This is a genomic window from Porticoccus sp. W117, from assembly GCF_030341905.1.
GTDB lineage: Bacteria > Pseudomonadota > Gammaproteobacteria > Pseudomonadales > Porticoccaceae > SCSIO-12696.
The window spans coordinates 15,038-38,141 of record NZ_JATAAF010000009.1; the positions used below are offsets into that span (position 1 = coordinate 15,038).

The following is a 23,104-nucleotide window of genomic DNA, read 5'->3' on the forward strand; positions in this document are numbered from 1 at the left end:
GCTGGATTGCCACGCCGCTTCGCGACTCGCAATGACTGCGGGCAGTGCGAGGTAACAGCGTGATCCGCCCCACCACCCGCCTGGTTATACTGCTACTCGCCTGGCTATTGCTGGCAGTCGCCGCCGCCTTTGTGCCGGCACTGGTAAAAACCTGGGTGATTTGCGCCGCCCTGTTGGCCGCAGCACTGGTGTTGGATGGAATCTGGGTTCGCCAACTCAAACAGATTGAGGCAGAGCGCAAGGTCAACCACAACCTGCCTATTAACTCCTGGTCTGACGTCAAACTGCGGCTGCGTCACCACCACCGCCGCACGCTGCACATGACCCTGCACGACCACGTGCCCAACAGCTTCCGGTACCGGCAACAACCACAACCGCTGTCGCTGCCCACCGATAAAATGGCGGAAATCAGCTACCCGGTAAAACCGCAACAGCGCGGCAATGCCCGCTTTGCCGCGCTGGACTTGCTGATTACTTCACCCTTTGGCCTGTGGCGCAGACGCTTACTGCTGCCACTGGAAAGCACCGTGCGGGTATACCCCAACTTTGCCGAAATCAGCCATTACACTCTGCTGGCCACTGACAATCGCCTCAGCCAGATGGGGGTAAAACGGCGCCAGCGCCGGGGCGAAGGCAACGACTTTCACCAGCTGCGGGAATACCGCGACGGTGACAGCCTCAAGCAGGTGGACTGGAAAGCCACCGCCCGCCACCGCAAGGTGATTTCCAGGGAATACCAGGACGAGCGCGACCAGCAGATTCTGTTTATGGTGGATTGCGGTCGTCGTATGCGCCACAAAGAGAATGGCCAAGAGCACCTGGATCAGGCACTCAACGCCATGTTGTTGCTCTCCTACGTGGCGGTGCGCCAGGGGGATGCAGCGGGGTTTATTTCCTTTGCTGGCGACGAGCGCTGGTGTGCACCACAAAAAGGCCAGGGCGCGGTCAATCAACTGCTGAACCAGACCTTTGACCTGCCCTCCACCATGGATGCAGCGGATTACCTCGGCACCGCCCGGCGGCTGATGTCACTGCAGCGTCGCCGCAGCCTGATTGTTCTGATGACCAACACCCGTGATGAAGATCAGCAGGAGCTGCTAACAGCGGTGCAACTGTTGTCCCGCCGTCACCTGGTGGTATTGGCGGACTTGCAAGAACCGGCCCTGCAGCAATCCATTGAACAAGACGTCAACACCCTGGACAGCGCCCTGCAATACCACAGTGTTTACGACTACCTGCAACGGCGCCGCAGCCTGCACGAATCCCTGGGCCACAGCGGTGCCCTGTGCATGGACACCACCGCCGAACAGTTGCCGGTGAAACTGGTGAATCAGTATCTGGATATCAAACGGGCGGGAAGGCTTTAAGGCTACGGGCAGCGGGCTACTGGCTACGAGCAGATCGAGGTTGTTGTCATCCTGAGCGCAGCGAAGGATCTCGCAGGTTCGGCTGGTTATGAGATCCTTCGCTGCGCTCAGGATGACAGTTAGTGCTATTCGATAAAAATTTCCTTATAAGAACTGTACATGGTGATCACCATCACCGGCGCCAGCACCAGCCAGCCCAATGCCAGGGGAATGCTGGCGACTATCGTGAGTACCAACATCACCAGACCATAAATCAAGAAAGGAATAATATTTTTCAGGCAGCCCATAAAACTCTGCTTCATGGCATCCCAGGCACTGAGTTTATGGAACACAACCAACGCCGGAGCGAACCAGGTCATCATCACCAGTGGCAGGGTCAGGGCAATAAAGATGAGTATCATCAGCACAATGCCTAGACCAATACTGCCCGCCAACAAGTCTTGTTCCATACTGCCCAGAGTGGCCGCCATACCGGCAAACAAAAACATACCGACCATAATCAATACCGTCAGCAAAATGGTGATGCCAAGCACCACTGCACCGCAGATAACCAGCGCGCCCATTCCCTCGTGTTTAAAGCCCCTGAACAGGTGCTCTACTGACAATTCGCTGCCTTTCTCCAAATCGGCGCAGCCCATCATCATGCCCGCCACCAGCACATAGGTGAACAGGCTGAGGGCGATGCTGCCCAAAGGAATAAAGGCAATAACGATAGACATACCAAACAATACCAGGCATACCAGAATCCAGATGCCTGGGCTGCGGGCAAACAGGGAAAATGCCTCTCTGATCCAGCTCCAGCCACTGCCCGCTGCACAGGCTCGTGGCGCCACCAGTGAGCGCTCGCCATTACTGGGCGGCTCTACAACATCCGCTTCCGGGGTCTGGTAAGGATTTTCTTCACTCATACTTCACTCCATTGGCAGCACACTTTATGCAAGTAAAAGGAATGTAACCGTTTGGCCATTGATGTTAAAGAGTTGCCCACGCACAATGACCGACTGTTTTCAGTCTGGAATGTGATTATGAAAAAGTTATCTCTGTTAGCCTCTGTCGCCATTGCCACAATCATGCTTGCCGCCTGCGCCCCGGAAGTGGGCAGTAAAGCCTGGTGCGAAGCCATGAAAGAAAAGCCCAAAGGCGACTGGACAGCCAATGAAGCTGCCGACTTTGCCAAGCACTGCATCTTCCGTAGCGACGACGAATAAGGTTAGCCATTTGTTTGACCTGCAAAAAGCCCGCGCCGACACCCCCGCCTGCGAAAAACTGATTCATTTCAATAACGCGGGGGCATCGCTGATGCCACAACCGGTATACCAGGCGGTGCTTGATCATCTGCAGCTGGAACAAACTATCGGCGGCTACGAAGCCGCCGCTGAGAATGCCGACAAGCTCGACAGCTTTTACAGCGCCTTTGCCAACCTGCTGAATGCCAGCCGGGATGAAATCGCCTTTGTGGAAAACGCCACCCGCGCCTGGGACATGGCGGTGTACGCCATTCCCTGGCGAGCCGGCGACCGGGTATTGGTGCACCAATCGGAGTACTCCTCCAACTATCTCGCCCTGTTGCAACTGGCTCGGGAGAAGCGTATTCAGATTGATCAGGTGCCCTCCGGCAGTGATGGCGCCATCGATCTGGAGCAATTGCAGGAAATGATTCACCCACAGACCCGGGCAATCTTCCTCACTTACGTGCCTTCGCAAAGCGGCCTGGTGAACCCCGCTGGTGAAGTGGGTGACATCGCTCGGGACAACAACCTGCTCTATGTACTCGATGCCTGCCAGGCGGCGGGGCAAATGCCCATTGATGTGCAGCAAATCGGCTGCGATATTCTCTCTGGCACCGGCCGCAAATTCCTGCGCGGCCCTCGTGGCACAGGCTTTCTGTACGTGCGAAAAGAGCGTCTGGATACTCTGGAACCGCCATTTATTGATCTTCACTCCGCTGCCTGGACTGCCGATCACGACTACGAATTTCAGGCCAATGCCCGGCGTTTTGAAAACTGGGAATGCTTTGCCGCCGGTAAGATTGGCCTGGCAGCGGCGGCCAACTACGCTATGGAAGTTGGCCTGAGCCAGATCCAGCAACGGGTGTTTTCGCTGGCACAAACCCTGCGCACCGAATTGAGCACCATCGATTGCGTGAAAGTGCACGACCCCGGCAGCCAACGCTGTGGTATCGTCACCTTCAGTTGCGAAAACAAAGATGCAGAAAAACTGGTGGCGGAACTGCGTGCAGAAGGCATTAACACCTCGGTAACCGCTCGCCGCAATGCCCGTTTGGATTTTCAGCAACGCAAGGTGCCCTCGGCGGTACGGGCGTCGCTGCACTATTTTAATAATGACGATGAAATCGCGAATTTTTGCCAGGTTATTGAGTCCAAGCTGCACCAGTGAGCCCACACTAAACCCGTAAGGAATTGTTCATGCCCGTGGAAACCCCACTATCGCCACCAGCCAGCATTAGTGAATACAACCTGATTACCAAAACACCCCTCCTCAATGGCGGCGACCCGGAAGCAAAACGCCAGGAAATTCTGCAATATTTCCACGACACCTTTTCCCTGTACGAAAGCATTTTTGAATGCCTGAAAGACGACCAGGCGTTTTATACCCGCGCCAACCCCCTGCGCCACCCGCTGATTTTTTACTACGGCCACACCTCGGTATTTTTTATCAACAAGCTCAATGTGGCCAAGCTGATTAACCAGCGGGTGAACGAGCGCATTGAGTCCATGCTGGCCATTGGCGTGGATGAAATGTCCTGGGACGACCTCAATGAGAAAAATTACCACTGGCCAACACCGGCAGAGGTAAAGGCCCACCGCGACCAGACCCGCCAGGTAGTTGACCAGTTTATTCGCAACTGCGACATCAGCTTGCCAATCCAGTGGAACGACCCACTTTGGATTGTGGTGATGGGCATCGAGCACGAGCGCATTCACCTGGAAACCACGGCCGTTCTGATTCGTGAACTGCCTCTGGAATGCGTAAAACCCCACCCCCTGTGGAGCAATATCTGCCGTCAAAGCGGCGAGGCTCCCGCCAATGAATTGCTGCCGGTCAGCGGTGGCAGCGTGACGATGGGCAAACCCCGCAGCAACCCGGTTTACGGTTGGGACAATGAATACGGACACAGCCAGGAAGAAGTGGCCCCATTCAGTGCGTCAAAGTATCTAGTATCCAACCAGGAGTTTCTGGAATTTGTGCAAGCCGACGGCTACACCAATGAACGCTATTGGAGCCAAGAAGGCTGGCAATGGGCGCAATTTCGCAACGCCAGGCACCCGGTTTATTGGGTTGGCGACGAGCAGGGCTATCGCTACCGCAGCATGCTGGAAGTGATCGATATGCCTTGGGATTGGCCGGTAGATATCAATTACCTGGAAGCGAAAGCCTTTTGCAATTGGAAATCTGAACAAACCGGCAAACAAATTCGCATGCCCACCGAGGCCGAATGGTACCAATTACGCAAGCGGGTCGAGTGCGATCAACCGGACTGGCAAAGGGCGCCGGGCAATATCAATTTAGAGGGCGAATTTTCCCCCTGCCCGGTTAACCGCCACGAGTTTGCCGACGGTTTTTACGACATTATCGGCAATGTCTGGCAGTGGACCGAAACCCCCATCGATGGTTTTGACAGCTTTGAAGTGCACCCCATTTACGACGACTTCTCCACCCCCACCTTCGATGGCAAGCACAATATTTTTAAGGGCGGCTGCTGGGTATCCACCGGCAACTACGCCATCCGCGATTCCCGCTACGCCTTTCGGCGCCACTTTTTCCAATACTCCGGCCTGCGCTATGTGGAGGGTGAAAAATTGTCAGACCCAACTCTGAACACTTACGAGTCTTCCGCCATGGTGGCTCAGTACATTGAATTTCACTACGGCGACGAACACTTTGGCGTGCCCAATTTTCCGGTGGCCTGCATTAACGCTGTCGAGCCATACCTGGCAGGCCGAAGTACCGAAAGAGCGCTGGACCTTGGTTGCGCCACCGGACGTTCATCCTTCGAGCTGGCCAAACATTTTGGCCATGTGGACGCTATCGATTTTTCTGTACGCCTGATTGAAGCCCCCAGCAACCTGCAAAAAAATGGCTCGCAACGCTACATTATTCAGGATGAGGGAGAGCTGGTCGCTTACAAAGAAATAAAATTGAGTGACTTCGGCGGCTACGACGACATAAAAGACAACATTGATTTTATGCAGGGAGATGCCTGCAACCTGGTGGAGAAATATCGCGACTACGACCTGGTATTTGCCGGCAATCTACTGGACCGCCTCTACGACCCGGCGAAATTCCTGCAACAAATAAAAGACCGCATCCGCCCCGGCGGCTTGCTGGTACTCACCTCCCCTTACACCTGGCTGGAGGAATTTACGCCGCGGGATAAATGGATCGGTGGTTACAAAGCCAATACCGGTGAGAATTACGATACCTTGGAAGGTTTGCAGGATCAGTTAAAACCGGAATTCAAATTGCTGGCCGAGCCGCAAGATATTCCTTTTGTGATTCGCGAAACCCGGCGCAAGTTTCAGCATACGTTGGCGCAGATGACGGTTTGGATAAAAGAAAGCTAGCACGTACTTCGTAGGGTGGATTAGCGCAGCGTAATCCACCAAACACAGCCTGACCATACATGGCGGATTACGCTGCGCTAATCCGCCCTACGCTTATAGCGTTTCTAGCCTCTCTGCCTAACCGCCTCAAATAAACAAACCCCGGTGGCCACCGACACATTCAAACTGCTGACCTCACCGGCCATAGGCAGTTTCACCAAAGCATCACACTGTTCCCGAGTAAGGCGGCGCATGCCTTTTTCTTCCGCGCCCATCACTAATGCTAACGGGCCTTTTAAATCCGCGTTGTAGACCAGTTGTTCCGCCTCACCGGCAGTACCGACCACCCACACACCTGCCTCCTGCAACTGTTTTAAAGTGCGCGCCAAATTGGTCACCACCACAAAGGGCACCGATTCCGCAGCGCCGCAGGCCACTTTGCTCACCGTAGGGGTAATACCCACCGAGCGATTTTTGGGGGCAATAACCGCATCCACTCCGGCGGCATCGGCGGAACGCAGGCAGGCACCCAGGTTGTGAGGATCGGTGACGCCATCCAGCACCAGTAAAAACGGCGGATGATTCAACTGTTCCACCAACTGCATCAAATAGTGCTCATCCCGCACCTCACCGCCTTCGCACAAAGCCATCACCCCTTGATGACGACCGTCAGCGGACTTGTCCATCTCCTTGCGATTTACCCAGGTAATGGGCGTGCCGTGGCGCTCCGCCATCTGCACAATTTTTTTAATGCGCTCGTCGTCGCGGCCCCGTTGCAGGCGCAGCTCTTTGACTTTTTCCGGATTGGTTTTTAACAGCGCTTGCACCGCGTGCAGGCCGTATTGCCATTCTTGGGATTTCACATGGTTACCTTTTCGATGCCGTCATCCTGAGGCCACGCAGTGGCCGTGAGGATCTCACAACTACCTGAATCTGAGATCCTCACGTCGCTACGCTCCTCAGGATGACGTAATTCGTTATTTCTTCTTCCGCCGCACCGGCCTTTTACTCGGCCCTTTTTTACCGCGCCCCTGTTCGGCCTTCATCTGCGCCATAAATTTATCTTTGCCAGATTGTTTTTTAGCCTCTGCTTTGGTTTGCACTTTCGGTGCTTTATCAACCAGCTCAAAATCGATCTTGCGCTCATCCAAAGCCACACGAATCACTTTCACCCGCAAACGATCCCCCAAACGGTACACCCGCCGGGTGCGCTCGCCCACCAAACGGTGATGCGAGGGATCATGGTTGTAGTAATCCTTGGGCAGGTTGGTGATATGCACCAGACCTTCGATGTAAATATCCTGCAGCTCCACAAATAAACCGAAGTTGGTCACCGCGCTGACCACACCGTCCATCTCATCGCCAACGTGCTCCTGCAGGTATTCGCACTTGAGCCAGCTGACGACTTCGCGGGTAGCTTCATCGGCGCGGCGTTCGGTCATAGAGCAGTGCTCACCCGCCTCCATCATCGCAGCTACATCGTAGGGATAGATTTTGTCCGCCGTTAGCAGCGGCGCACCCTTAACCCGTTTTAAACCACTAACCCGCTTTTTGCTGCGCAACAAATGACGGATAGCGCGGTGGGTAAGCAAATCCGGGTAGCGACGAATGGGCGAGGTAAAGTGGGTGTAGGCCGGGTAGTTCAGGCCAAAGTGGCCGATATTTTCCGGGTCGTACACCGCCTGGTTCATGGAGCGCAGCATCACCGTTTGAATCACATGGCGATCCGGGCGTTCGACAATACTGCCCAACACTTTTTGCATATCCTGAGGCGATGGCGATTCACCGCCACCAAGGCCCAAGCCCAACTCACCAAGGAATTCCCGCAATGCAGTGAGTTTCTGTTCTTTGGGAGTATCGTGAATGCGGTACAGGCCCGGCAGTTTGCTTTTTTCCAACAGCTGGGCGGCGCACACATTGGCGCACAGCATGCACTCCTCAATCAAGCGGTGGGCATCGGTGCGCTCGGTGGGCACAATCTGGTCAATCTTGCGTTCGGCATTAAACAGGATGCGGGTTTCAGTGGTTTCAAAGTCGATAGCACCGCGCTGGCTGCGAGCTGCCAGTAACACCTGAAACAGTTTGTAGAGGTGGTCGATGTGTTTGACCACGGACTTAAAGCGCTGCCGCATTGGGCTGTCGCGATCATCCCGCTGGGCGATCATCTGCGCCACCTGGGTGTAGGTCAGACGGGCGTGGGAGTGAATCACCGCCTCGTAGAACTGGTACTTGCTCACCTCGCCATTGGCAGTGACTTTCATTTCGCACACCATCGCCAGGCGATCTACCTGTGGATTCAGGGAACAGAGGCCGTTGGACAGTTTCTCTGGCAGCATGGGTACCACTTGCTCGGGAAAATATACCGAGTTGCCCCGCTCCCAAGCCTCCCGATCCAGCGGGCTGGCCACATCCACATAGTGGGACACATCGGCGATGGCCACATACAGCGTGTGACTGCCCATGCGGCCCGGCTTGCAGTACACCGCATCGTCAAAGTCGCGAGCGTCTTCGCCGTCAATGGTGACAAACGGCAGTTGGCGCAAATCCACCCGGTGCTGTTTGTCCACTTCCGTCACCTCGTCCGCTATTTTTGCGCACTGCTTGGTAACCGCCGCAGGCCACTGGTTGGGAATGCCGTGGTTGCGGATGGCGATATCGATCTCCATACCAGGGTCCAAATGGCTACCCAGTACTTCGGTAATTTTGCCGGTGGGCATGGTGTGGCGATCCGGAGGGGTGACAATATCCACCACCACAACCTGCCCTTCTTCGGCATTGGCGATGTCCTTGGGCGGCACCAAAATATCTTGCGGCACCCGTGGGTTTTCCGGGCGCACAAAGAATACTCCGCTCTCGGAAAACAACCGCCCTACCAGCTGGCTGTTGCCCCGCTCCACCACCTCGACAATGGAAGCCTCCACCCGGCCGCGTCGATCGCGGCCGGCGGCGCGCACCAGCACGCGGTCGCCGTCCATCACCCGGCGCATTTGGCGGCTGGACAAAAATAAGTCGTCGCCCCCGGCATCCGGCTTCACAAAACCAAAGCCCTCTGGGTGGCCGATCACCCGGCCTCGCACCAGATTCATCTTATCCAGTGGGCCAAAAGCGTCGCGGCGATTACTCACCAACTGGCCGTCGCGGCACATGGCAATCAGGCGACGACGCAACGCTTCCACCGCCTCTTCATCACGCAACTTAAGCGCCTTGCACAACTCCGAATGAGTCATGGGGCCAATGCTGTCGCGCAGGAAATCGAGGATAAATTCGCGGCTGGGAATGGGGTTGGCGTAACGCTGCGCCTCGCGGGCGGCATGGGGGTCTTTGGGGTTTCTTTTCTTGCTCAAAAGTATCTGCTTTTTATTGGTTTGCGCCGCAGCAGCGGCTTTGCAGCCATTGTAGCCCATGGACTGTGACAATCCTTGGATTTTTTCCAGACAGGGCGTTGACAAGGGAAACCGGGATCAGTAAAGTTGCGCCCTCGCTGGCACAGCCAGCAGATTTCCCTGCTGCCCAGGTGGTGAAATTGGTAGACACGCTAGCTTCAGGTGCTAGTGCTCTTACGGGCGTGGAGGTTCAAGTCCTCTCCTGGGCACCAAAATTTCACTGCTAATTCAGTGCGTTACAGCCCAGCAAGTTTTCTTGTTGGGCTGTTTTCGTTCTAGACCGCCCTACTGTTATCGTTTTTGTATAGACTGCGGGTCTGGCGTAAACGCGAGCAAATCACAACTACCTATCTCGGCCGATAGCAGTCTACTTTACTCCCCATATAGTCTGTAGACGTTCTATAGTGTGATCCCACTTTGAGGTTCTGGGTTGGGCTACAGAATTCTGATTACCAAATAAACCAACCTCGTTCACTGCGTCCCTTGGGCTAAAGTCTTTTATCCATCTAACCTGAACAAAATATTCTGCGTTATCCTCACCATAATCCGCAGCGCTTTTGTAATTTCCGCTCAACTCCATATCAGGAGTAATAAAATCATCAGCAACTATTGCTTTGCTGATTACCTCTCCTACCCCAACATACCCGGTCTTGGGGATATTGACCCAAACTCGGTCGCCGAGGTTTAACTTAAACAACGTTTTGCTATACCAGCGACCACCACCGGCAGAGATAAACCCATGCTTTCGAGCATCTTCCCACGAGCGACCATCTTCAAATACACCAAAGGAGGCATAGTATTCACCGTTCCATTCATTCTTCTGGCCTACGTTAATAGCATGATCTTCCGTTTCACCGGGGTCAATCATCCAGGAACGGCTCAGATACTGGTTATCCCCATCTTCGAAAGCCGAAAAGAAAACGGCATTCACCGCCACACTGGCTTTATCATTCAGGTAGTTGATAATGCGTTCAGTACTGGCATCCAGCTCCGCGGCTACGACCACCATTTGATGAGAGCTATTCACCTCATCCTCTACCGGTTTGCTACCAAACTTCGCCTGAAATGCCTCGTCAAAATCCTTAATGGCTAACTGAAATTGCTCGGCAAAATCCTGATAAATCTGGGCAATACGCTCAGTCGGTAAGCCTTCAACCCATGCAGCATAATCGATTGTCTGGGCCACTACATCGCGGGGCGTTTTATGTTTTTTTAATTCGATAACAATAATGGAACCGAAGGCATCAATCGCTAGTAGATCAATATACTTGCCAAAATCTGTATATACCTGGCGGCCAATCAACAACCAGCTTTCATTGAGAATAGAAACATCTTCGAAAATTTGTTGCTCAAGCAGCTCTTCTGAATCCAATTGTATTGGCTTCAATGCTTGTGGCTTACTGCCAATTTTCCAAATACCGTGTTGAACTGCCATCAATACTTTTCCTTGCTATCACTTCTTGGTAAACAGGAGGATTGTTTTTATTTTATTGAACAACTCGGTTACAGCCCTTGACTTATCCATCTCTCCCCTCTCATTCTCGTCAAACCCGCTCGCATCTGTTATCAAAGCCCTCGGCGTTATAAATCCACCTTGATATTCAACCTCGTGCTTCGCATGTTGAAGTAACGCTTCGACAGACTCGTAATTTCCTTGCTCATACCAGATAGGAGTTATGCCAAGCTCTAACAAGCTGGCATTTCTCTGGGTCAACTCATTAACATCATTAGGAGCCTGCTCTATAGAGAAGTGTTGCGGCCTATCCACATCCGGCATCTGCCCCTTTACTTTTCTGAAAACTTGAATCGTTCGATCATTATTTAAACTGCAACCAAGAAACAACAAACTACTGTTTCTATAGTGATGCCCCAACAATTTTGGAATAGGCAAGGAAAGATCAACCTCGCCTTGGCCGTAAGCCAAGTCGTATTGATTGGCACTGATAATACACCGCTGAGGAATATTGATATGACCATGTAGTTTAACCACACTCAATGATTGGCCATCAGGCCTTTCTTCTGCCACAGTTGCATTGATCAGTTGAACCGGCTTTGCGTTGATATTCTGGTAGGCCGTTTCAATAAGCTGGTCGTAGTTTGTCGTAATCAATGTATCGCCAAATAGCTGGGTTAGCAGGTAAACAACCTCAGGAGGGTCCAGTTTTTTCTGAAAAACATCACGAATTTCCTGGGCGAATACATCAGCATTTAACTTTTCCTCAATGGTATGAATTACCTGCTCGTACTTGCCAGCTTCCAATAGATTTTCAACTTTTCCATTAGCTATGCCCGCCGTTTTTCCCTGTTGTCTAAGATGATCTTTCCAGGTAGGAAACCCCGCCGCTACCGAAATACCTGCACCAACAAAAGGTACCACTGTCTTTTGCCGCAACTCCCCCACCAGTTGAAGAAAACGCTCTTCGTTGCGGTTATACCAATGATCGTCACCTCCTATAGCTTCAAGAAGCTCGCGAGAAAGCACTTCGTTACGCCGTTGAATGCGGTATTCCCGAAAAGCCATATCGTAAGCTGGTTTATCGCTGGCGAAAAGTGCTTTGCTGGGCTGGCGGATATTTTCCAAGCCATGACTTTGCAGCAAAACACCAGCTGATTCTTCGTCAGCTAAATCCAACCATCGATTAAAATCCAAGTAGTATTCAAACTCATGATGTTCATCACGCTCGCACCAGGTTTTATTATTTGCTTCCATGTGCGGCATTCCTAACTTATTGCCTGTTCTGCTATGGCATCAGCTAGCTGTAATTGCGTGGTTTGCGCCGTATTAAGTTTGGCTTTTAGTTGACCGCAGAGAGCCATCAACTGATCAACTTTCGCGATAATTCTGTTCTGTTCTTTTTTGGGCGGCAATGCAACGGGAAAGTTGTTCATGGCTTTTAAACCGAGGTTTTTGATAGTGCTTCCGGTAGCATTTTCGAACGCATAACTGAGATAGTACGGAGATTCTATCAATATCTTTATAAAGCGCTTTGAGGCCCCTGCACCGAGATTGAAGTAACACGCACTTTTTCCTAGCACTACTAGCTCGTTGTCGTAAAAACCGACATTCCCAAGCGTGCCATTTATGGATACCAAAACTGTTCTATCAGTTAGGTTCTTTCGATACTTCTGAAATTCTTGCTCATTAACTCTTTTGGTTTCAGGCTTTATTACAATCTCACCATCTCTTAGGTTATTTCCATTAACAAAGAAGTACTCACCCCTATCGTCATACTGGGGGGTTCCGTGTAACCCATCACCGAGCTGAGAGACCATCTCATTTAGTCGCGCCCACTCCCAGCCATCCGACAGCTCAAACGGCTTTTCATTCTCCTCAATTGGCGGTAATGGCTTTTGCTTCTTGATCTTGCCGTCTTTCACCAACTGAGCTTTTTCAGCGGCAATCTTCTTAAGCAACTCGCTGGCCGGTTCGTCGTTAGGGTCTTGCGGGGCGAGTTTACCCATAACGGCGAGTTGGAGGATGGTTTGTTTTAGCTGGTCGATGCTCCATTCGGTGGTAAAGAGGGTATCGAAGTGATCGGCGATTCTCGCCCAGGCGGCGGTGAAGCCATCGCGCTCGCTGGCGGTGGTAAGTGCGTCGAGCAGGGTTTTTACCAGCGTTTGGTGTGCGGTGATACTGGTTTCTTGCTGCTGTTCCAGCTGGTCGCAGAGAGTCATGAGCTCGTTGACTTTGGCAACTATGCGGGTTTGCTCAGCGAGTGGTGGCAAACCAAAAACAATGTTCGATAGGACTGCCTGACTAAGTGCCGGGACTGAGGTACCAGCTTGGTAATCTGCTAAGTCGACCGAAAGCATATACAGATAAAGATATTCGGTAGTTATGCCCGAAGTCGGCGTTAAGCCCAGGCAGTTGTTGTCTATAGCAGTTGGCTTGACAATGATCCGACGCTTGTTTGTCGAGATCGCGCCCCCGATCTTTGGGAAAAATACGGTTCCTGGCGGATGAACTTTGAGCTTCAACTTGGTGGCCGTTTCCTCAGACACAGTATTAGTGGTCGTTTGCAGAAACTTCTCATTGCCCGGCAGATTCATGTCACTCACTTTTGAGAACAAGATTGCTTCGTTTTCTAGACCCTGCTCTTTCTTAGGAAATCCTGACCCAATCGCCCAGTGGTTAACTTCGCCCAATCGAACGGCCTCCCAGATATCCGGTAAATCGGAAGGCTTTTCATCCTCCTCAATCACTGGCAGTGCCTTCTGCTTCTTGATCTTTCCTTCTTTCACCAATTGCGCTTTTTCAGCAGCAATCTTCTTAAGCAATTCGCTGGCTGGCTCGTCATTCGGATCTTGAGGTACCAACAACCCCCGCACCGCCAGTTCCAGAATCAGCTCGCGTAGCTTCTTGATGCCATAGAGTTCAAGCTTTTTACTTTTACCGCGTCCGGCAGTGGACTTTGTCTGAACGGCCGATGTCCAGACATCAAGGTTATCGGTAATTAACTGTTCTGCTTGCGTCATTTATTAATTAGCCCCACTCAGCGCATCAGATAGAATGTTCTTCAACTGATCACGCAGCGCTTGAATTTCGCCCTGCTGTTGTTGGTATTCAGCCAGCAGTTCTTCCGGGTCGTAGCTTACTTGTTCGCCAATGTGAGGGTTCTTGATATCGAGGTTGTAGTTGCGAGCGGCTATATCTTCTATGCCTACCTTCCAGGCATGCTCGGTTTCCTGCCGAACGGAAAAGCCGTCTTCCTCAGCCCCCCACCAGTCGATTTCGGTTTGAAATTCTTCAAAGCGCATGGGTTTGGTTTTGTTGTAGCTGGTTACGCCCTCCGGGTAGGGGTGCTCGTAATACCAGATATGCTGGGTGGCTGGCTGTTCGCTTTCGGGCTTTTTAGTAAAAAACAGAATGTTGGTTTTAATGCCGGTGTAGGGGTTAAACACGCCGTTAGGCAGGCGCACTATGGTGTGCAGGTTGCATTTTTCTAACAGTTCTTGTTTGAGGCGAGTTTTCATGCCCTCGCCAAATAAAAAACCATCGGGCAATACCACCGCAGCGCGGCCATGATTTTTAAGCAGCTTGATGACCAGCGCCATAAACAGGTCGGCGGTTTCACGGGTGCGATAGGTAGCTGGAAACTGGTTTTCGATACCGTCTTCTTCCATGCCGCCAAAAGGCGGGTTGGTAACGATAATATCAACCCTGTCTTTATTGCCGTAATCCTTGTAGGGCCGCCTACTGAGCATATTCTCATGCTTAATTTGTGTGGGCGTGTCGATGCCATGCAGAATCATATTGGTGGTGCAGAGCATATGGGGCAACGCCTTTTTCTCTACTCCGTTAATGGTTTTCTGTAGCGCTTTTTCATCTTTGGCGGCTTTAACGTAGCTGGCGCGTTTATGATCGATGGTGCAGGCCAAGAACCCACCAGTTCCGCATGCGGGGTCTAGCACGGTTTCCGTTAGCTTAGGGTCGACGCGATTAACAATAAACTGGGTAACGGCGCGTGGCGTATAGAACTCTCCGGCATTGCCTGCACTTTGCAGGTCTTTCAGTATTTGCTCATAAATACTGCCAAAGGTGTGGCGATCCTGGGTGTTATTAAAATCAATTTCGCAGATTTTATTAATGACCTGACGAATCAGTGTGCCTGATTTCATATAGTTATAGGCATCTTCAAAAATATTGCGAATAACAACTGCACGCTGGCCACTATCGCCTTGCAGACTCAACTTATCTTTCAAGGTGGGAAACAGCTCGTTATTGATAAAACTATTTAACTCTTCACCGGTTCTACCTTCTGGGTTTGCGGCCCAATTGCGCCAGCGCAGGTGCTCTGGCAGTGGCGAGTGATAGTTATCTTCAAGCAGTTCTATCTCTTCTTCGCGGTCATCATAGATTTTTAGAAAGAACATCCAGACCAGTTGGCTGATGCGCTGGGCGTCGCCGTCGACGCCGACATCTTTGCGCATAATGTCCTGAATGGATTTGATAATACCGCTTACATTACTCATGCAGATTGGTCCTGTTCATAGAGTGCCTGCTCTAATTCTTGTAGTGCATTTTCGTATTGGGTTTTGCCACCGAATACATCTCTGACGATTTCAACGGGGGTGCCCATACTGTCGAAAGGTTTAAGCTTGAGCACATTATTGCTTTCGATGGTGGCAATGCCTTCATCGGCGTATTTGTCTAATAGCGCTTCTAATACCGCCCTGGCCTGCTCACCGTACTTGGTAAAGTAGTTGCGCTTTTTTACGTTGTTGGCGCGTTCCCTTCGGGCCAATGGCGGCTGGTCGTAGGCAATATGGCAAATAAGATCAAAATCGCCATAGTCTTTGCCTACTTCCTGAGCGAGTTTATCGAGTTCGATGCCGTATTCTTTCAGTGCATCAATAATGGCAATTTTCTTTTTGCTGCTATGCCATTTGCTTAGAAATTCATCCAGTGAAGCGAACTCCTTGCGAATATTTTTACGGCTGTAGTCTCGATAGCTTTCTGTCACCATTTGACCATCTTCGCCCAGGTATTCCACCCGTTCGGCAATAATGCGAACGTCCACATTACTGACACGTACTTTATAAACCCCCGGCGGCTCTTCTACACCGCCAGGCCCATCGTCATCACTTGACGGAGGGTCAGGTGGCACCGGATCATCGCCGCCCTTAGGTTCATAAATCACCACAGGCTCACCATCAAAATCTGGGTCTTTAAACAGTTCGGTAGCTTTTTTAAAGTCCATAATGGTGAAGAAATATTTGTTGTGGTCTTCTTCTATTCGTGTGCCCCGACCAACAATCTGCTTAAACGTAGTCATGGAGTTAATGGTTTTATCCAACACAACTAACTTGCAGGTTTTGGCATCAACACCGGTTGTTAGTAGTTCTGAGGTGGTGGCAATCACCGGGAATTTGCTTTCCGGGTCAATAAAGTTATCCAGCTCGGCTTTGCCCTCCGGACTGTCGCCGGTAATACGCATCACGTATTTAGGGTTGTCGATAGCTATTTTACCTGCCGCATTGACGATGGCTTTGCGCATACGTTCGGCGTGGTCTATATCTTCACAAAAGATAATGGTTTTGGAGAAGGGGTCTGTGGCATTAAGCAGCTGAATAACCCGCTTGGCAACGAGTTTGGTACGTTGGTTAAGCACCAAAATTCGGTCCATGTCCTGCTGGTTATAAACACGCTGCTCTACTTGGTTACCCAGATCATCTGTCATGCCCGGGGGCGGCGTCCAGCCATAGATGTCTTTATCAATATCAATGCGTACCACTTTATAGGGGGCCAGAAAACCGTCTTCTATGCCCTGTTTAAGCGTATAGGTATAAACCGGTTCACCAAAGTAGGTGATATTGGACGCATACTCGGTTTCTTTCGGGGTAGCCGTTAAACCCAACTGAATTGCGCCTTTGAAATAATCGAGAATTTCTCGCCAGGCAGAATCATCTTTGGCGCTGCCTCGGTGGCACTCATCTATAACGATCAGGTCGAAAAAATCAGGCGAGATATGTTTATATATTTTGTCTTCTTCATCCGGGCCAGTTAGCGCTTGATATAAACCCAGGTGTATTTCGTAAGCTGGGTCAATTTTGCGATTTTTAATTTTGGTCATCACTGAACCAAACGGCTTGAAGTCGTTCACCAACGTTTGGTCAGCCAGAATATTTCTATCCACCAGGAACAGGACACGCTTGACCGACTTGGCCTTCCAGAGGCGCCAGATAATCTGGAAAGTGGTGTAGGTTTTTCCTGTGCCTGTTGCCATGACTAGCAATAAGCGCCTTTGACCTTTAGCGACATTTTCGACAACACGGTTAATGGCTTCAGCTTGATAGTAGCGCGGTTCTTTACCAGAACCGTCGTCAAAATATGGCTCTAAAACAAGCTGCTCTTCTTCATCTTCAATGCCGCGATAGCTCTTATAACGCTGCCACAGCACCTGCGGTGCTGGGAATTCATTCAAGGGAAATTCTGTTTCTATGTCTTCGCCATTACCTGGCACTTTGTTATGGAATGCAAAAGCATCGCCATTAGAGCTGAAAGCGCTGGGGACTTCTAGAATTTCTGCATAGCCTAGAGCCTGCTGCATACCGTAGCTAACGGTACACTTATTGTCTTTAGCTTCGATCACTGCAATGGGTACGCCTTTTTCCCATTGCAATACGTAATCGGCACGCTTGCGTTTCTTTTTATTGCGCGACGAGAGGTTTCCTCGCACGATTACCGGACCCGGGGTAAGCGTGACTTCACGGCGAACTTGCGTCATTTGATCCCACCCCGCATCTTTTAACGCAGGAGTGATAAACAAATCGCAGATATCAATTTCGCTGAGTTCCTGCTTCTCTTTTTTATCCATAATTCGATGGCCGTCTTTTACGAAAGCTTTCGCAGCTTACCTGTATTGTTTAAGGCTATTGTTATCGTAGGAGATAAGCTCTATCAATCTGGGATGAATAAACAGCCTTTCCCTACCAGCTTGTTGCTCCACTAGTACGCCGATACTCACCAATTTTTTCAAATACTCGGAAGCCGTCTGTCGTTTAGCAATATCGGCTTCCACTAGATTCGTAATTCGACAATAAGGTTGCTCGAAAATAACATCTATTAGTTCGCGACTATAAATTTTGGGGAGTTTTTCACGCACATAATCCGCCGTATGGTCTGCCAGACTGCGGATACTGAGTATTTTCTGTGTTGTCCACTGTGCGGTGCTTTCAACCGCTTCAAGCATGTACAGTAACCAAGGCTCCCAGGCCTGCTCGCGGGTCACGGCCAGAAGACCGCTATAGTATTGAGCTTTATTAGCAATGATATAGCGACTCAAGTACAAAATAGGTAGGGTCAGCAGCTCTTCTTGCACCAAATACAGGATATTGAGGATTCTGCCGGTACGACCATTACCGTCAGTAAATGGGTGAATGGCCTCAAACTGATAGTGCATAACTGCCATGCGAACCAGTGGATCTAACTCCGGCTGCTCATGAAGAAAGCACTCCCAATTGCTTAACAGGTCTCGTAATACCTTTTCACCTGCTGGCGGAGTACTGATGATTTCGCCAGTTTTGTCGTTGGCCAGTGCTGTACCAGGCACTTTGCGTACTGTCATCTCAACACCTTTAATCTGGCTACAGATAGACTCGGCCATGTTGGTGTTAATGGGTCGCTGTGCTAATGCTTGCCAGCCCTCGTACAAGGCCCTGCGATAGCGAAGCGCTTCTTTTGTGGCCGGGTCGGCATGCGCCTCATCACTATCGGCGTACTGAAAGAGCTTATCGGTGGTAGTGACGATGTTTTCGATTTCCGAGCTGTCCTTGGCTTCCAATATGGGCAGGGTGTTAATCAACATAGCCTGATTGGGAATAAGCTCAGCCGCTTGCTTAAGCTCAGCAAGGGCTGCCCGTGCAGAAATACACTGCTTTAATACCGCCTTGGTTTCCAGCTCAATGCCTGGCGGCAATACAGGAAGATCGTTATACGGCTTTTCGGGGTGCCAGCTCATATGTTCACTAAATTTACTTTTTTCGACATGTTTCGAGCATATGTCGATAGTATCGACACGTCAAGCAATTATGTCGACATATTTTGTAAATATAAACATATAAGGCGGTTTTCCCTCAATAAATCCAGTTTTTGAGAAGATTAGAAGCGTTCCCCTTCGCAAACACAGGGTGCAGTGCAGGATGCATACAACACTGAAAGTAACATCATAATAATTGAAAAACCTAAATCTCTAACTAAAACAGATAGATAAGCCCACCCATTGAGTCCTCTCCTGGCACCAATATAAGAAATTGTTTTTAATAACAATTTCTTCAAAAAAGGCCGAATTTCATTAATATGAAATCGGCCTTTTTTCATTTAGGGGTTTCGGAATACGATCAGGCATACAGCTACACCTCACCACCCCCAACAACCCGACACCCAAACTCCTCCCCCGCATCCAGCAACCAGGACGCCAGGTAATCCGCAAAGCTGCGGCGGATGACCAGGTCAAATGAACCATCGTCTTTTTTGCTTACCAGAGCGGTTGCTTTGGCAAAGTGAGTTTGCACGCAGCGGCCTGCCGGGAAGTTGTTCGAGTGGAAGTCGTAGGATGCAGATTTTTTCAGCATATCGGCCACCCCATCACCGCGCACGTTCAGCAGGGTTTGCCCGCCACTCACGTCAACCACCGAAAAGTGGCCACTGAGTTTGTTGCGCAGTTCGCTTTCCACTTCCGCTCTTCGGCTTTCTGGTAGCAGTAGCAGCCATTCATCCGGGCCGAGCCAATAGATGCTGATGTCGCCTGAGCTGGCACAGCTGCCCGCTGTAGTCGGCGGTTTTACACCCACGACGCTTTCGACCCCCTCCAGGAATTGTTCGTCCTGTGGGTTACCTCTCAGGTTCAGGTGGCCACACAAAGGGGATTCGAAGATGGTCACCTGAGCATCGCCGGAGCCAGTTTGTTGCCCGTGAAAATAGTGTAAAGGCGTTTCAATAGAGCTAGACATTCTGGCGCTCTCCTTTGGGGTCATAGAAGATGGAGCTGACAATTTCAGCTTCAATAACGCGTCCGTCCGCCAGCGGACAATACACGGTTTCGCCCATACGCTTGTGGCCACCCTTGACCACAGCCAGAGCAATGGAGTGACCGAGGTTGGCGCTGTAATAGCTGGAGGTAACGTGCCCCTGCATCGGCACCGGTGGGGCGTGTTCTGGCTGATTCACAATCTGCGCGCCTTCTGGCAATACGTCTTGCGGGTCACGGGTTTTCAAGCCGACAAGTTGTTTGCGATCTTCCCGCAACATGTCAGAACGGGACAGGGAACGCTTGCCGATAAAGCTGAACTCTTTCTTCTGGGACACCACCCAGTTCATACCCATGTCCGCCGGGGTCATGGAGCCATCGGTGTCCTGGCCAACAATAATGAACCCCTTCTCCGCCCTCAACACGTGCATGGTTTCGGTGCCGTAGGGAGTAATACCAAATTCCTCACCGGCCTCCACCAGTTTCTCCCACACATAGCGACCATGGTGGGCGGGCACGTTGACTTCCAGTGACAGCTCACCGGTAAAACTGATGCGGAAGATGCGCGCACTCACACCGGCAACGGTGGCGTCGCGCCAGTCCATAAACGGGAAGGCTTCGTTGCTCAGGTCGATGTCGTCGCAGACTTTTTCAATCACCTTGCGGGCATTGGGGCCGGTGACCGTGGCTGTGGCCCAGTGGTCGGTCACCGAAGTAAAGTACACCTGCAGCTCCGGCCATTCCGTTTGCTGCCACAATTCCAGCCAGGCCAGCACCGCAGCCGCCCCACCGGTGGTGGTAAACATCAGGTAATGGTTTGGCCCCAGGCAGGCGGTTACGCCGTCGTCGAAGATCATGCCGTCTTCTTTCAGCATCAACCCGTAGCGGCATTTGCCCGGTGCCAATTTGGCGTAGGCGTTGGTGTACATGCGGTTGAGAAATTCCCCGGCATCCGGCCCCTGAATATCGATCTTGCCCAGGGTGGAGGCATCCAACATACCCACGCTGTTGCGCACTGCCAGGCATTCCCGGTTTACCGCATCGTGCATGGTCTCGCCGGGTTTGGGGTAGTACCAGGGGCGTTTCCACTGGCCGACATTCTCAAATTCCGCGCCCTGCTGTTGATGCCAGCGCTGCATGGCGGTGTAGCGTTCCGGGTCAAACAGATCGGCCACATCGCGGCCGGCAATAGCACCAAAAGTGGTAGGTGTATAGGAAGGCCGGAAAATGGTGGTGCCGGTTTCCGGAATGCCCCGGCCCAGGGCACGGGCGAGAATGGCCATGCCATTGATATTGCCGAGCTTGCCCTGGTCGGTACCAAAACCCATGGCGGTGTAGCGTTTAACGTGCTCTACAGATTCGTAGCCTTCCCGTGCAGCCAGTTCGATGGCAGCGGCTGTCACGTCCAGCTGAAAATCCACAAACTGCACCGGCGCCCGGCTGGTACTCTTGGCGTGAGGCACCAGGAACATGGCCTGTTGTGGTTGTTGCGGCTGCTCATCCACCTGGTAGCTGGCAGCGGTCGACTCGCCATCGAGCCCGGCCTTGCGCGCCGCTTCCCTGCCCGCTTCATCACCCTGCTGCAAACAACCCGCCAGCGAGTAGGCACCCTTGGCGCTGCCCGCAGAACGTTCCTGCTGTTTCGATTCGCCGGGCACAAAGCCCACCAGTTCGTCATTCCACTGGGGCTTGGCGCCGGTGTGGGAACTGAGGTGAATAGCCGGGCTCCAGCCGCCGGAACAAGCCAGCAAATCGCAGTCCAGGCGGATAGCGGCACCGGCCACCGCGCTGGCATTGTCATTTAAGGGGGCGACCATAGCGCCTTTGACTCGTCTGCGCCCCTTGGCTTCCACCACCACGTGCCCGGCCATGACGTCAATGCCGAATTCACGGGCCGTATTCACCAAAGCACCGGTTGGCTCTGGCCGTGAATCGACAATCTTCACCACCTTGCGGCCCGCCTTGTGCCAGTCAATGGCGGTCTGGTAGGCATTGTCGTTGGTAGTGAACAGCACCAGATTGTTGCCCGCTGCCACCCCGTAGCGATTGAGGTACGTCGATACCGACGAAGCCATCATCACACCGGGCAGGTCGTTGTTGGCAAACACCAGCGGCCGCTCTATGGCTCCGGTAGCCAATACCACCTGCTTGGCGCGCACCCGGTGCATACGCTGGCGTACCTGTCCGGGAGAGGAAATCCCCAAGTGATCCGTGCGGCGCTCCAGAATACCGAGGAAGTTGTGGTCGTAGTAACCAAAGACGGTACTGCGGGGCAGCAGCATAACGTTGTCGTTGTTGCCCAGCTCAGCCAGCCGCTCATCCACCCAGCTCATGGCTGGTTGGCCGTCGATCTGTTGTTGGGAGGCCAACAAACTGCCGCCGAACTCTTGCTGCTCATCGGCGATAATTACTCGCGCACCGGCACGGGCGGCGGCACTGGCAGCGGCCAGCCCAGCGGGCCCTGCCCCCACCACCAGCACATCGCAGTTCTGGTTGAGTTTGTCGTAGCAGTCCGGGTCAGATTCCAGCGGCGCTTTGCCCAAACCCGCCGCCTTGCGAATCCAGCGCTCGTAGAAGTGCCACAGATTTTGCGGGCGCATAAAGGTTTTGTAGTAAAACCCCGGCGGCATCATCTTGCCCATAAAGCCAAGGACTTCGCGAACATCGAAGTCTACAGATGGCCAGCCGCCAACACTGTGCGCTTCCAACCCTTCGTACAATTCCACCTGAGTGGCACGCAGGTTGGGAACGGTTTGCGCACCGGAACCCAATTGCACAATGGCATTGGGCTCTTCGGCACCGTGGCCAACGATGCCGCGGGGGCGGCCGTACTTGAAGCTGCGACCAACAATATCCACCCCGTTGGCCAACAGGGCGGCAGCCAGCGTATCGCCCGCAAAGCCCTGGTAGGCTTTGCCGTTAAAGGTGAAGTTCACCGCGTTACCGCGATTGATTCGCCCGCCAGAGGCAACTCGATTAGTTTGCATTCGGCTGCTCCCCCTGTTCGGCGCTGGCTGTCTGTTTGGCCCGAACGCCGGGCTGCTGGGATATCAAATAAGATTCCAGAATCTGGTAACTGAGGGTATCCCGGGTGACGTTAAAGTAACGGCGGCAACCGGCGATGTGGTACCACATCTCGTGGTGAATACCCTTGGCGTTGGTGCGGAAGAACAGGTAGTCGCCCCACTCTTCGTCGGACAGGGATTCCGGGTCCAGAGGGCGCTGAATATGAGCTTCACCAGCGTAGCTGAATTCCTCTTCGTCACGCTCTTCCCGACAAAATGGGCAGTAGATATGCAACATAGTTTTAATTCCGAATA

16 protein-coding genes and 1 tRNA gene are annotated in these 23,104 nt (G+C 52.2%); 5 read left to right on the top strand and 12 right to left on the bottom strand.

Annotation, left to right across the window (positions count from 1 at the left end; genetic code table 11):
* Positions 1 to 59 precede the first annotated feature (59 nt).
* On the top strand, positions 60 to 1,367 hold the full coding sequence (locus QSV34_RS08370; protein ID WP_289153688.1) for a DUF58 domain-containing protein: 1,308 nt from the start codon (positions 60 to 62) through the stop codon (positions 1,365 to 1,367).
* 125 nt (positions 1,368 to 1,492) lie between these two features.
* Here QSV34_RS08370 and QSV34_RS08375 read toward each other — a convergent pair whose 3' ends face one another.
* A complete protein-coding gene (locus QSV34_RS08375) occupies positions 1,493 to 2,275 on the bottom strand; it encodes a BPSS1780 family membrane protein (protein WP_289153690.1) in 783 nt (260 codons plus the stop codon).
* A 117-nt stretch (positions 2,276 to 2,392) separates the two neighbouring features.
* Between QSV34_RS08375 and QSV34_RS08380 the strand changes: the two genes are divergently transcribed.
* The 3 genes from QSV34_RS08380 to ovoA are packed head-to-tail and all read left to right on the top strand — an operon-like array spanning position 2,393 to position 5,953.
* On the top strand, positions 2,393 to 2,575 hold the full coding sequence (locus QSV34_RS08380) for a DUF3012 domain-containing protein (protein ID WP_289153692.1): 183 nt from the start codon (positions 2,393 to 2,395) through the stop codon (positions 2,573 to 2,575).
* On the top strand, positions 2,523 to 3,764 hold the full coding sequence (locus QSV34_RS08385; protein WP_289153693.1) for an aminotransferase class V-fold PLP-dependent enzyme: 1,242 nt from the start codon (positions 2,523 to 2,525) through the stop codon (positions 3,762 to 3,764). Before QSV34_RS08380 ends, QSV34_RS08385 begins: the two co-directional genes overlap by 53 nt.
* Positions 3,765 to 3,793: 29 nt before the next feature.
* The gene (gene ovoA / locus QSV34_RS08390; protein WP_289153695.1) at positions 3,794 to 5,953 is read left to right on the top strand and encodes a 5-histidylcysteine sulfoxide synthase; all 2,160 of its coding nucleotides are present in this window, start codon (positions 3,794 to 3,796) and stop codon (positions 5,951 to 5,953) included.
* Positions 5,954 to 6,057: 104 nt separating this feature from the next.
* On the opposite strand, the gene rlmB is transcribed toward ovoA, so the two are convergent.
* Both rlmB and rnr read right to left on the bottom strand, forming a co-directional pair.
* Positions 6,058 to 6,795, bottom strand: coding sequence for a 23S rRNA (guanosine(2251)-2'-O)-methyltransferase RlmB (gene rlmB, locus QSV34_RS08395; protein ID WP_289153697.1), 738 nt, complete (start codon positions 6,793 to 6,795; stop codon positions 6,058 to 6,060).
* Positions 6,796 to 6,909: 114 nt separating this feature from the next.
* Positions 6,910 to 9,276, bottom strand: a complete 2,367-nt coding sequence (rnr, locus tag QSV34_RS08400; RefSeq protein WP_289153698.1) for a ribonuclease R — start codon at positions 9,274 to 9,276, stop codon at positions 6,910 to 6,912.
* 164 nt (positions 9,277 to 9,440) lie between these two features.
* Here rnr and QSV34_RS08405 point away from each other — a divergent pair.
* Positions 9,441 to 9,527: transfer RNA gene (locus QSV34_RS08405), tRNA-Leu, on the top strand.
* 155 nt (positions 9,528 to 9,682) lie between these two features.
* Here QSV34_RS08405 and QSV34_RS08410 read toward each other — a convergent pair.
* The 9 genes from QSV34_RS08410 to QSV34_RS08450 form a co-directional block, all read right to left on the bottom strand.
* Positions 9,683 to 10,750, bottom strand: a complete 1,068-nt coding sequence (locus QSV34_RS08410) for a DUF8606 domain-containing protein (RefSeq protein WP_289153700.1) — start codon at positions 10,748 to 10,750, stop codon at positions 9,683 to 9,685.
* Positions 10,751 to 10,768: 18 nt separating this feature from the next.
* The gene (locus tag QSV34_RS08415) at positions 10,769 to 12,025 is read right to left on the bottom strand and encodes an SIR2 family NAD-dependent protein deacylase (RefSeq protein ID WP_289153702.1); all 1,257 of its coding nucleotides are present in this window, start codon (positions 12,023 to 12,025) and stop codon (positions 10,769 to 10,771) included.
* A gap of 11 nt (positions 12,026 to 12,036) precedes the next feature.
* Positions 12,037 to 13,791 carry a restriction endonuclease subunit S gene (locus QSV34_RS08420; RefSeq protein WP_289153703.1) on the bottom strand — a complete coding sequence of 585 codons (1,755 nt, stop codon included), beginning with the start codon at positions 13,789 to 13,791 and terminating at the stop codon, positions 12,037 to 12,039.
* 3 nt (positions 13,792 to 13,794) lie between these two features.
* Positions 13,795 to 15,288 (bottom strand): type I restriction-modification system subunit M, encoded by a 1,494-nt coding sequence (locus tag QSV34_RS08425; RefSeq protein ID WP_289153705.1) that lies wholly within the window; start codon positions 15,286 to 15,288, stop codon positions 13,795 to 13,797.
* Positions 15,285 to 17,633 (bottom strand): EcoAI/FtnUII family type I restriction enzme subunit R, encoded by a 2,349-nt coding sequence (gene hsdR, locus QSV34_RS08430; RefSeq protein ID WP_289153706.1) that lies wholly within the window; start codon positions 17,631 to 17,633, stop codon positions 15,285 to 15,287. Before hsdR ends, QSV34_RS08425 begins: the two co-directional genes overlap by 4 nt.
* Positions 17,634 to 17,669: 36 nt before the next feature.
* On the bottom strand, positions 17,670 to 18,776 hold the full coding sequence (gene fic, locus QSV34_RS08435) for a protein adenylyltransferase Fic (RefSeq protein ID WP_289153709.1): 1,107 nt from the start codon (positions 18,774 to 18,776) through the stop codon (positions 17,670 to 17,672).
* Positions 18,777 to 19,167: 391 nt separating this feature from the next.
* Positions 19,168 to 19,767 carry a sarcosine oxidase subunit gamma gene (locus QSV34_RS08440; RefSeq protein WP_289153712.1) on the bottom strand — a complete coding sequence of 200 codons (600 nt, stop codon included), beginning with the start codon at positions 19,765 to 19,767 and terminating at the stop codon, positions 19,168 to 19,170.
* The gene (locus QSV34_RS08445; protein WP_289153714.1) at positions 19,760 to 22,771 is read right to left on the bottom strand and encodes a sarcosine oxidase subunit alpha; all 3,012 of its coding nucleotides are present in this window, start codon (positions 22,769 to 22,771) and stop codon (positions 19,760 to 19,762) included. The genes QSV34_RS08440 and QSV34_RS08445 overlap by 8 nt, the downstream gene beginning before the upstream one ends.
* Positions 22,761 to 23,087: a sarcosine oxidase subunit delta gene (locus QSV34_RS08450; RefSeq protein ID WP_289153715.1), complete on the bottom strand. Its 327-nt coding sequence runs from the start codon at positions 23,085 to 23,087 to the stop codon at positions 22,761 to 22,763. Before QSV34_RS08450 ends, QSV34_RS08445 begins: the two co-directional genes overlap by 11 nt.
* Between the last annotated feature and the right edge of the window lie 17 nt (positions 23,088 to 23,104).

Excerpts from the sequence above, each read along its gene's own strand:
- hsdR (WP_289153706.1), bottom strand. The coding sequence starts at position 17,633 with ATGGATAAAAAAGAGAAGCAGGAACTCAGCGAAATTGATATCTGCGAT.
- QSV34_RS08445 (WP_289153714.1), bottom strand. The coding sequence starts at position 22,771 with ATGCAAACTAATCGAGTTGCCTCTGGCGGGCGAATCAATCGCGGTAAC.
- QSV34_RS08375 (WP_289153690.1), bottom strand. The coding sequence starts at position 2,275 with ATGAGTGAAGAAAATCCTTACCAGACCCCGGAAGCGGATGTTGTAGAG.
- QSV34_RS08415 (WP_289153702.1), bottom strand. The coding sequence starts at position 12,025 with ATGGAAGCAAATAATAAAACCTGGTGCGAGCGTGATGAACATCATGAG.
- QSV34_RS08385 (WP_289153693.1), top strand. The coding sequence starts at position 2,523 with ATGAAGCTGCCGACTTTGCCAAGCACTGCATCTTCCGTAGCGACGACG.
- QSV34_RS08425 (WP_289153705.1), bottom strand. The coding sequence starts at position 15,288 with ATGAGTAATGTAAGCGGTATTATCAAATCCATTCAGGACATTATGCGC.
- QSV34_RS08380 (WP_289153692.1), top strand. The coding sequence starts at position 2,393 with ATGAAAAAGTTATCTCTGTTAGCCTCTGTCGCCATTGCCACAATCATG.
- QSV34_RS08440 (WP_289153712.1), bottom strand. The coding sequence starts at position 19,767 with ATGTCTAGCTCTATTGAAACGCCTTTACACTATTTTCACGGGCAACAA.
- fic (WP_289153709.1), bottom strand. The coding sequence starts at position 18,776 with ATGAGCTGGCACCCCGAAAAGCCGTATAACGATCTTCCTGTATTGCCG.
- QSV34_RS08410 (WP_289153700.1), bottom strand. The coding sequence starts at position 10,750 with ATGGCAGTTCAACACGGTATTTGGAAAATTGGCAGTAAGCCACAAGCA.
- ovoA (WP_289153695.1), top strand. The coding sequence starts at position 3,794 with ATGCCCGTGGAAACCCCACTATCGCCACCAGCCAGCATTAGTGAATAC.
- QSV34_RS08450 (WP_289153715.1), bottom strand. The coding sequence starts at position 23,087 with ATGTTGCATATCTACTGCCCATTTTGTCGGGAAGAGCGTGACGAAGAG.
- QSV34_RS08420 (WP_289153703.1), bottom strand. The coding sequence starts at position 13,791 with ATGACGCAAGCAGAACAGTTAATTACCGATAACCTTGATGTCTGGACA.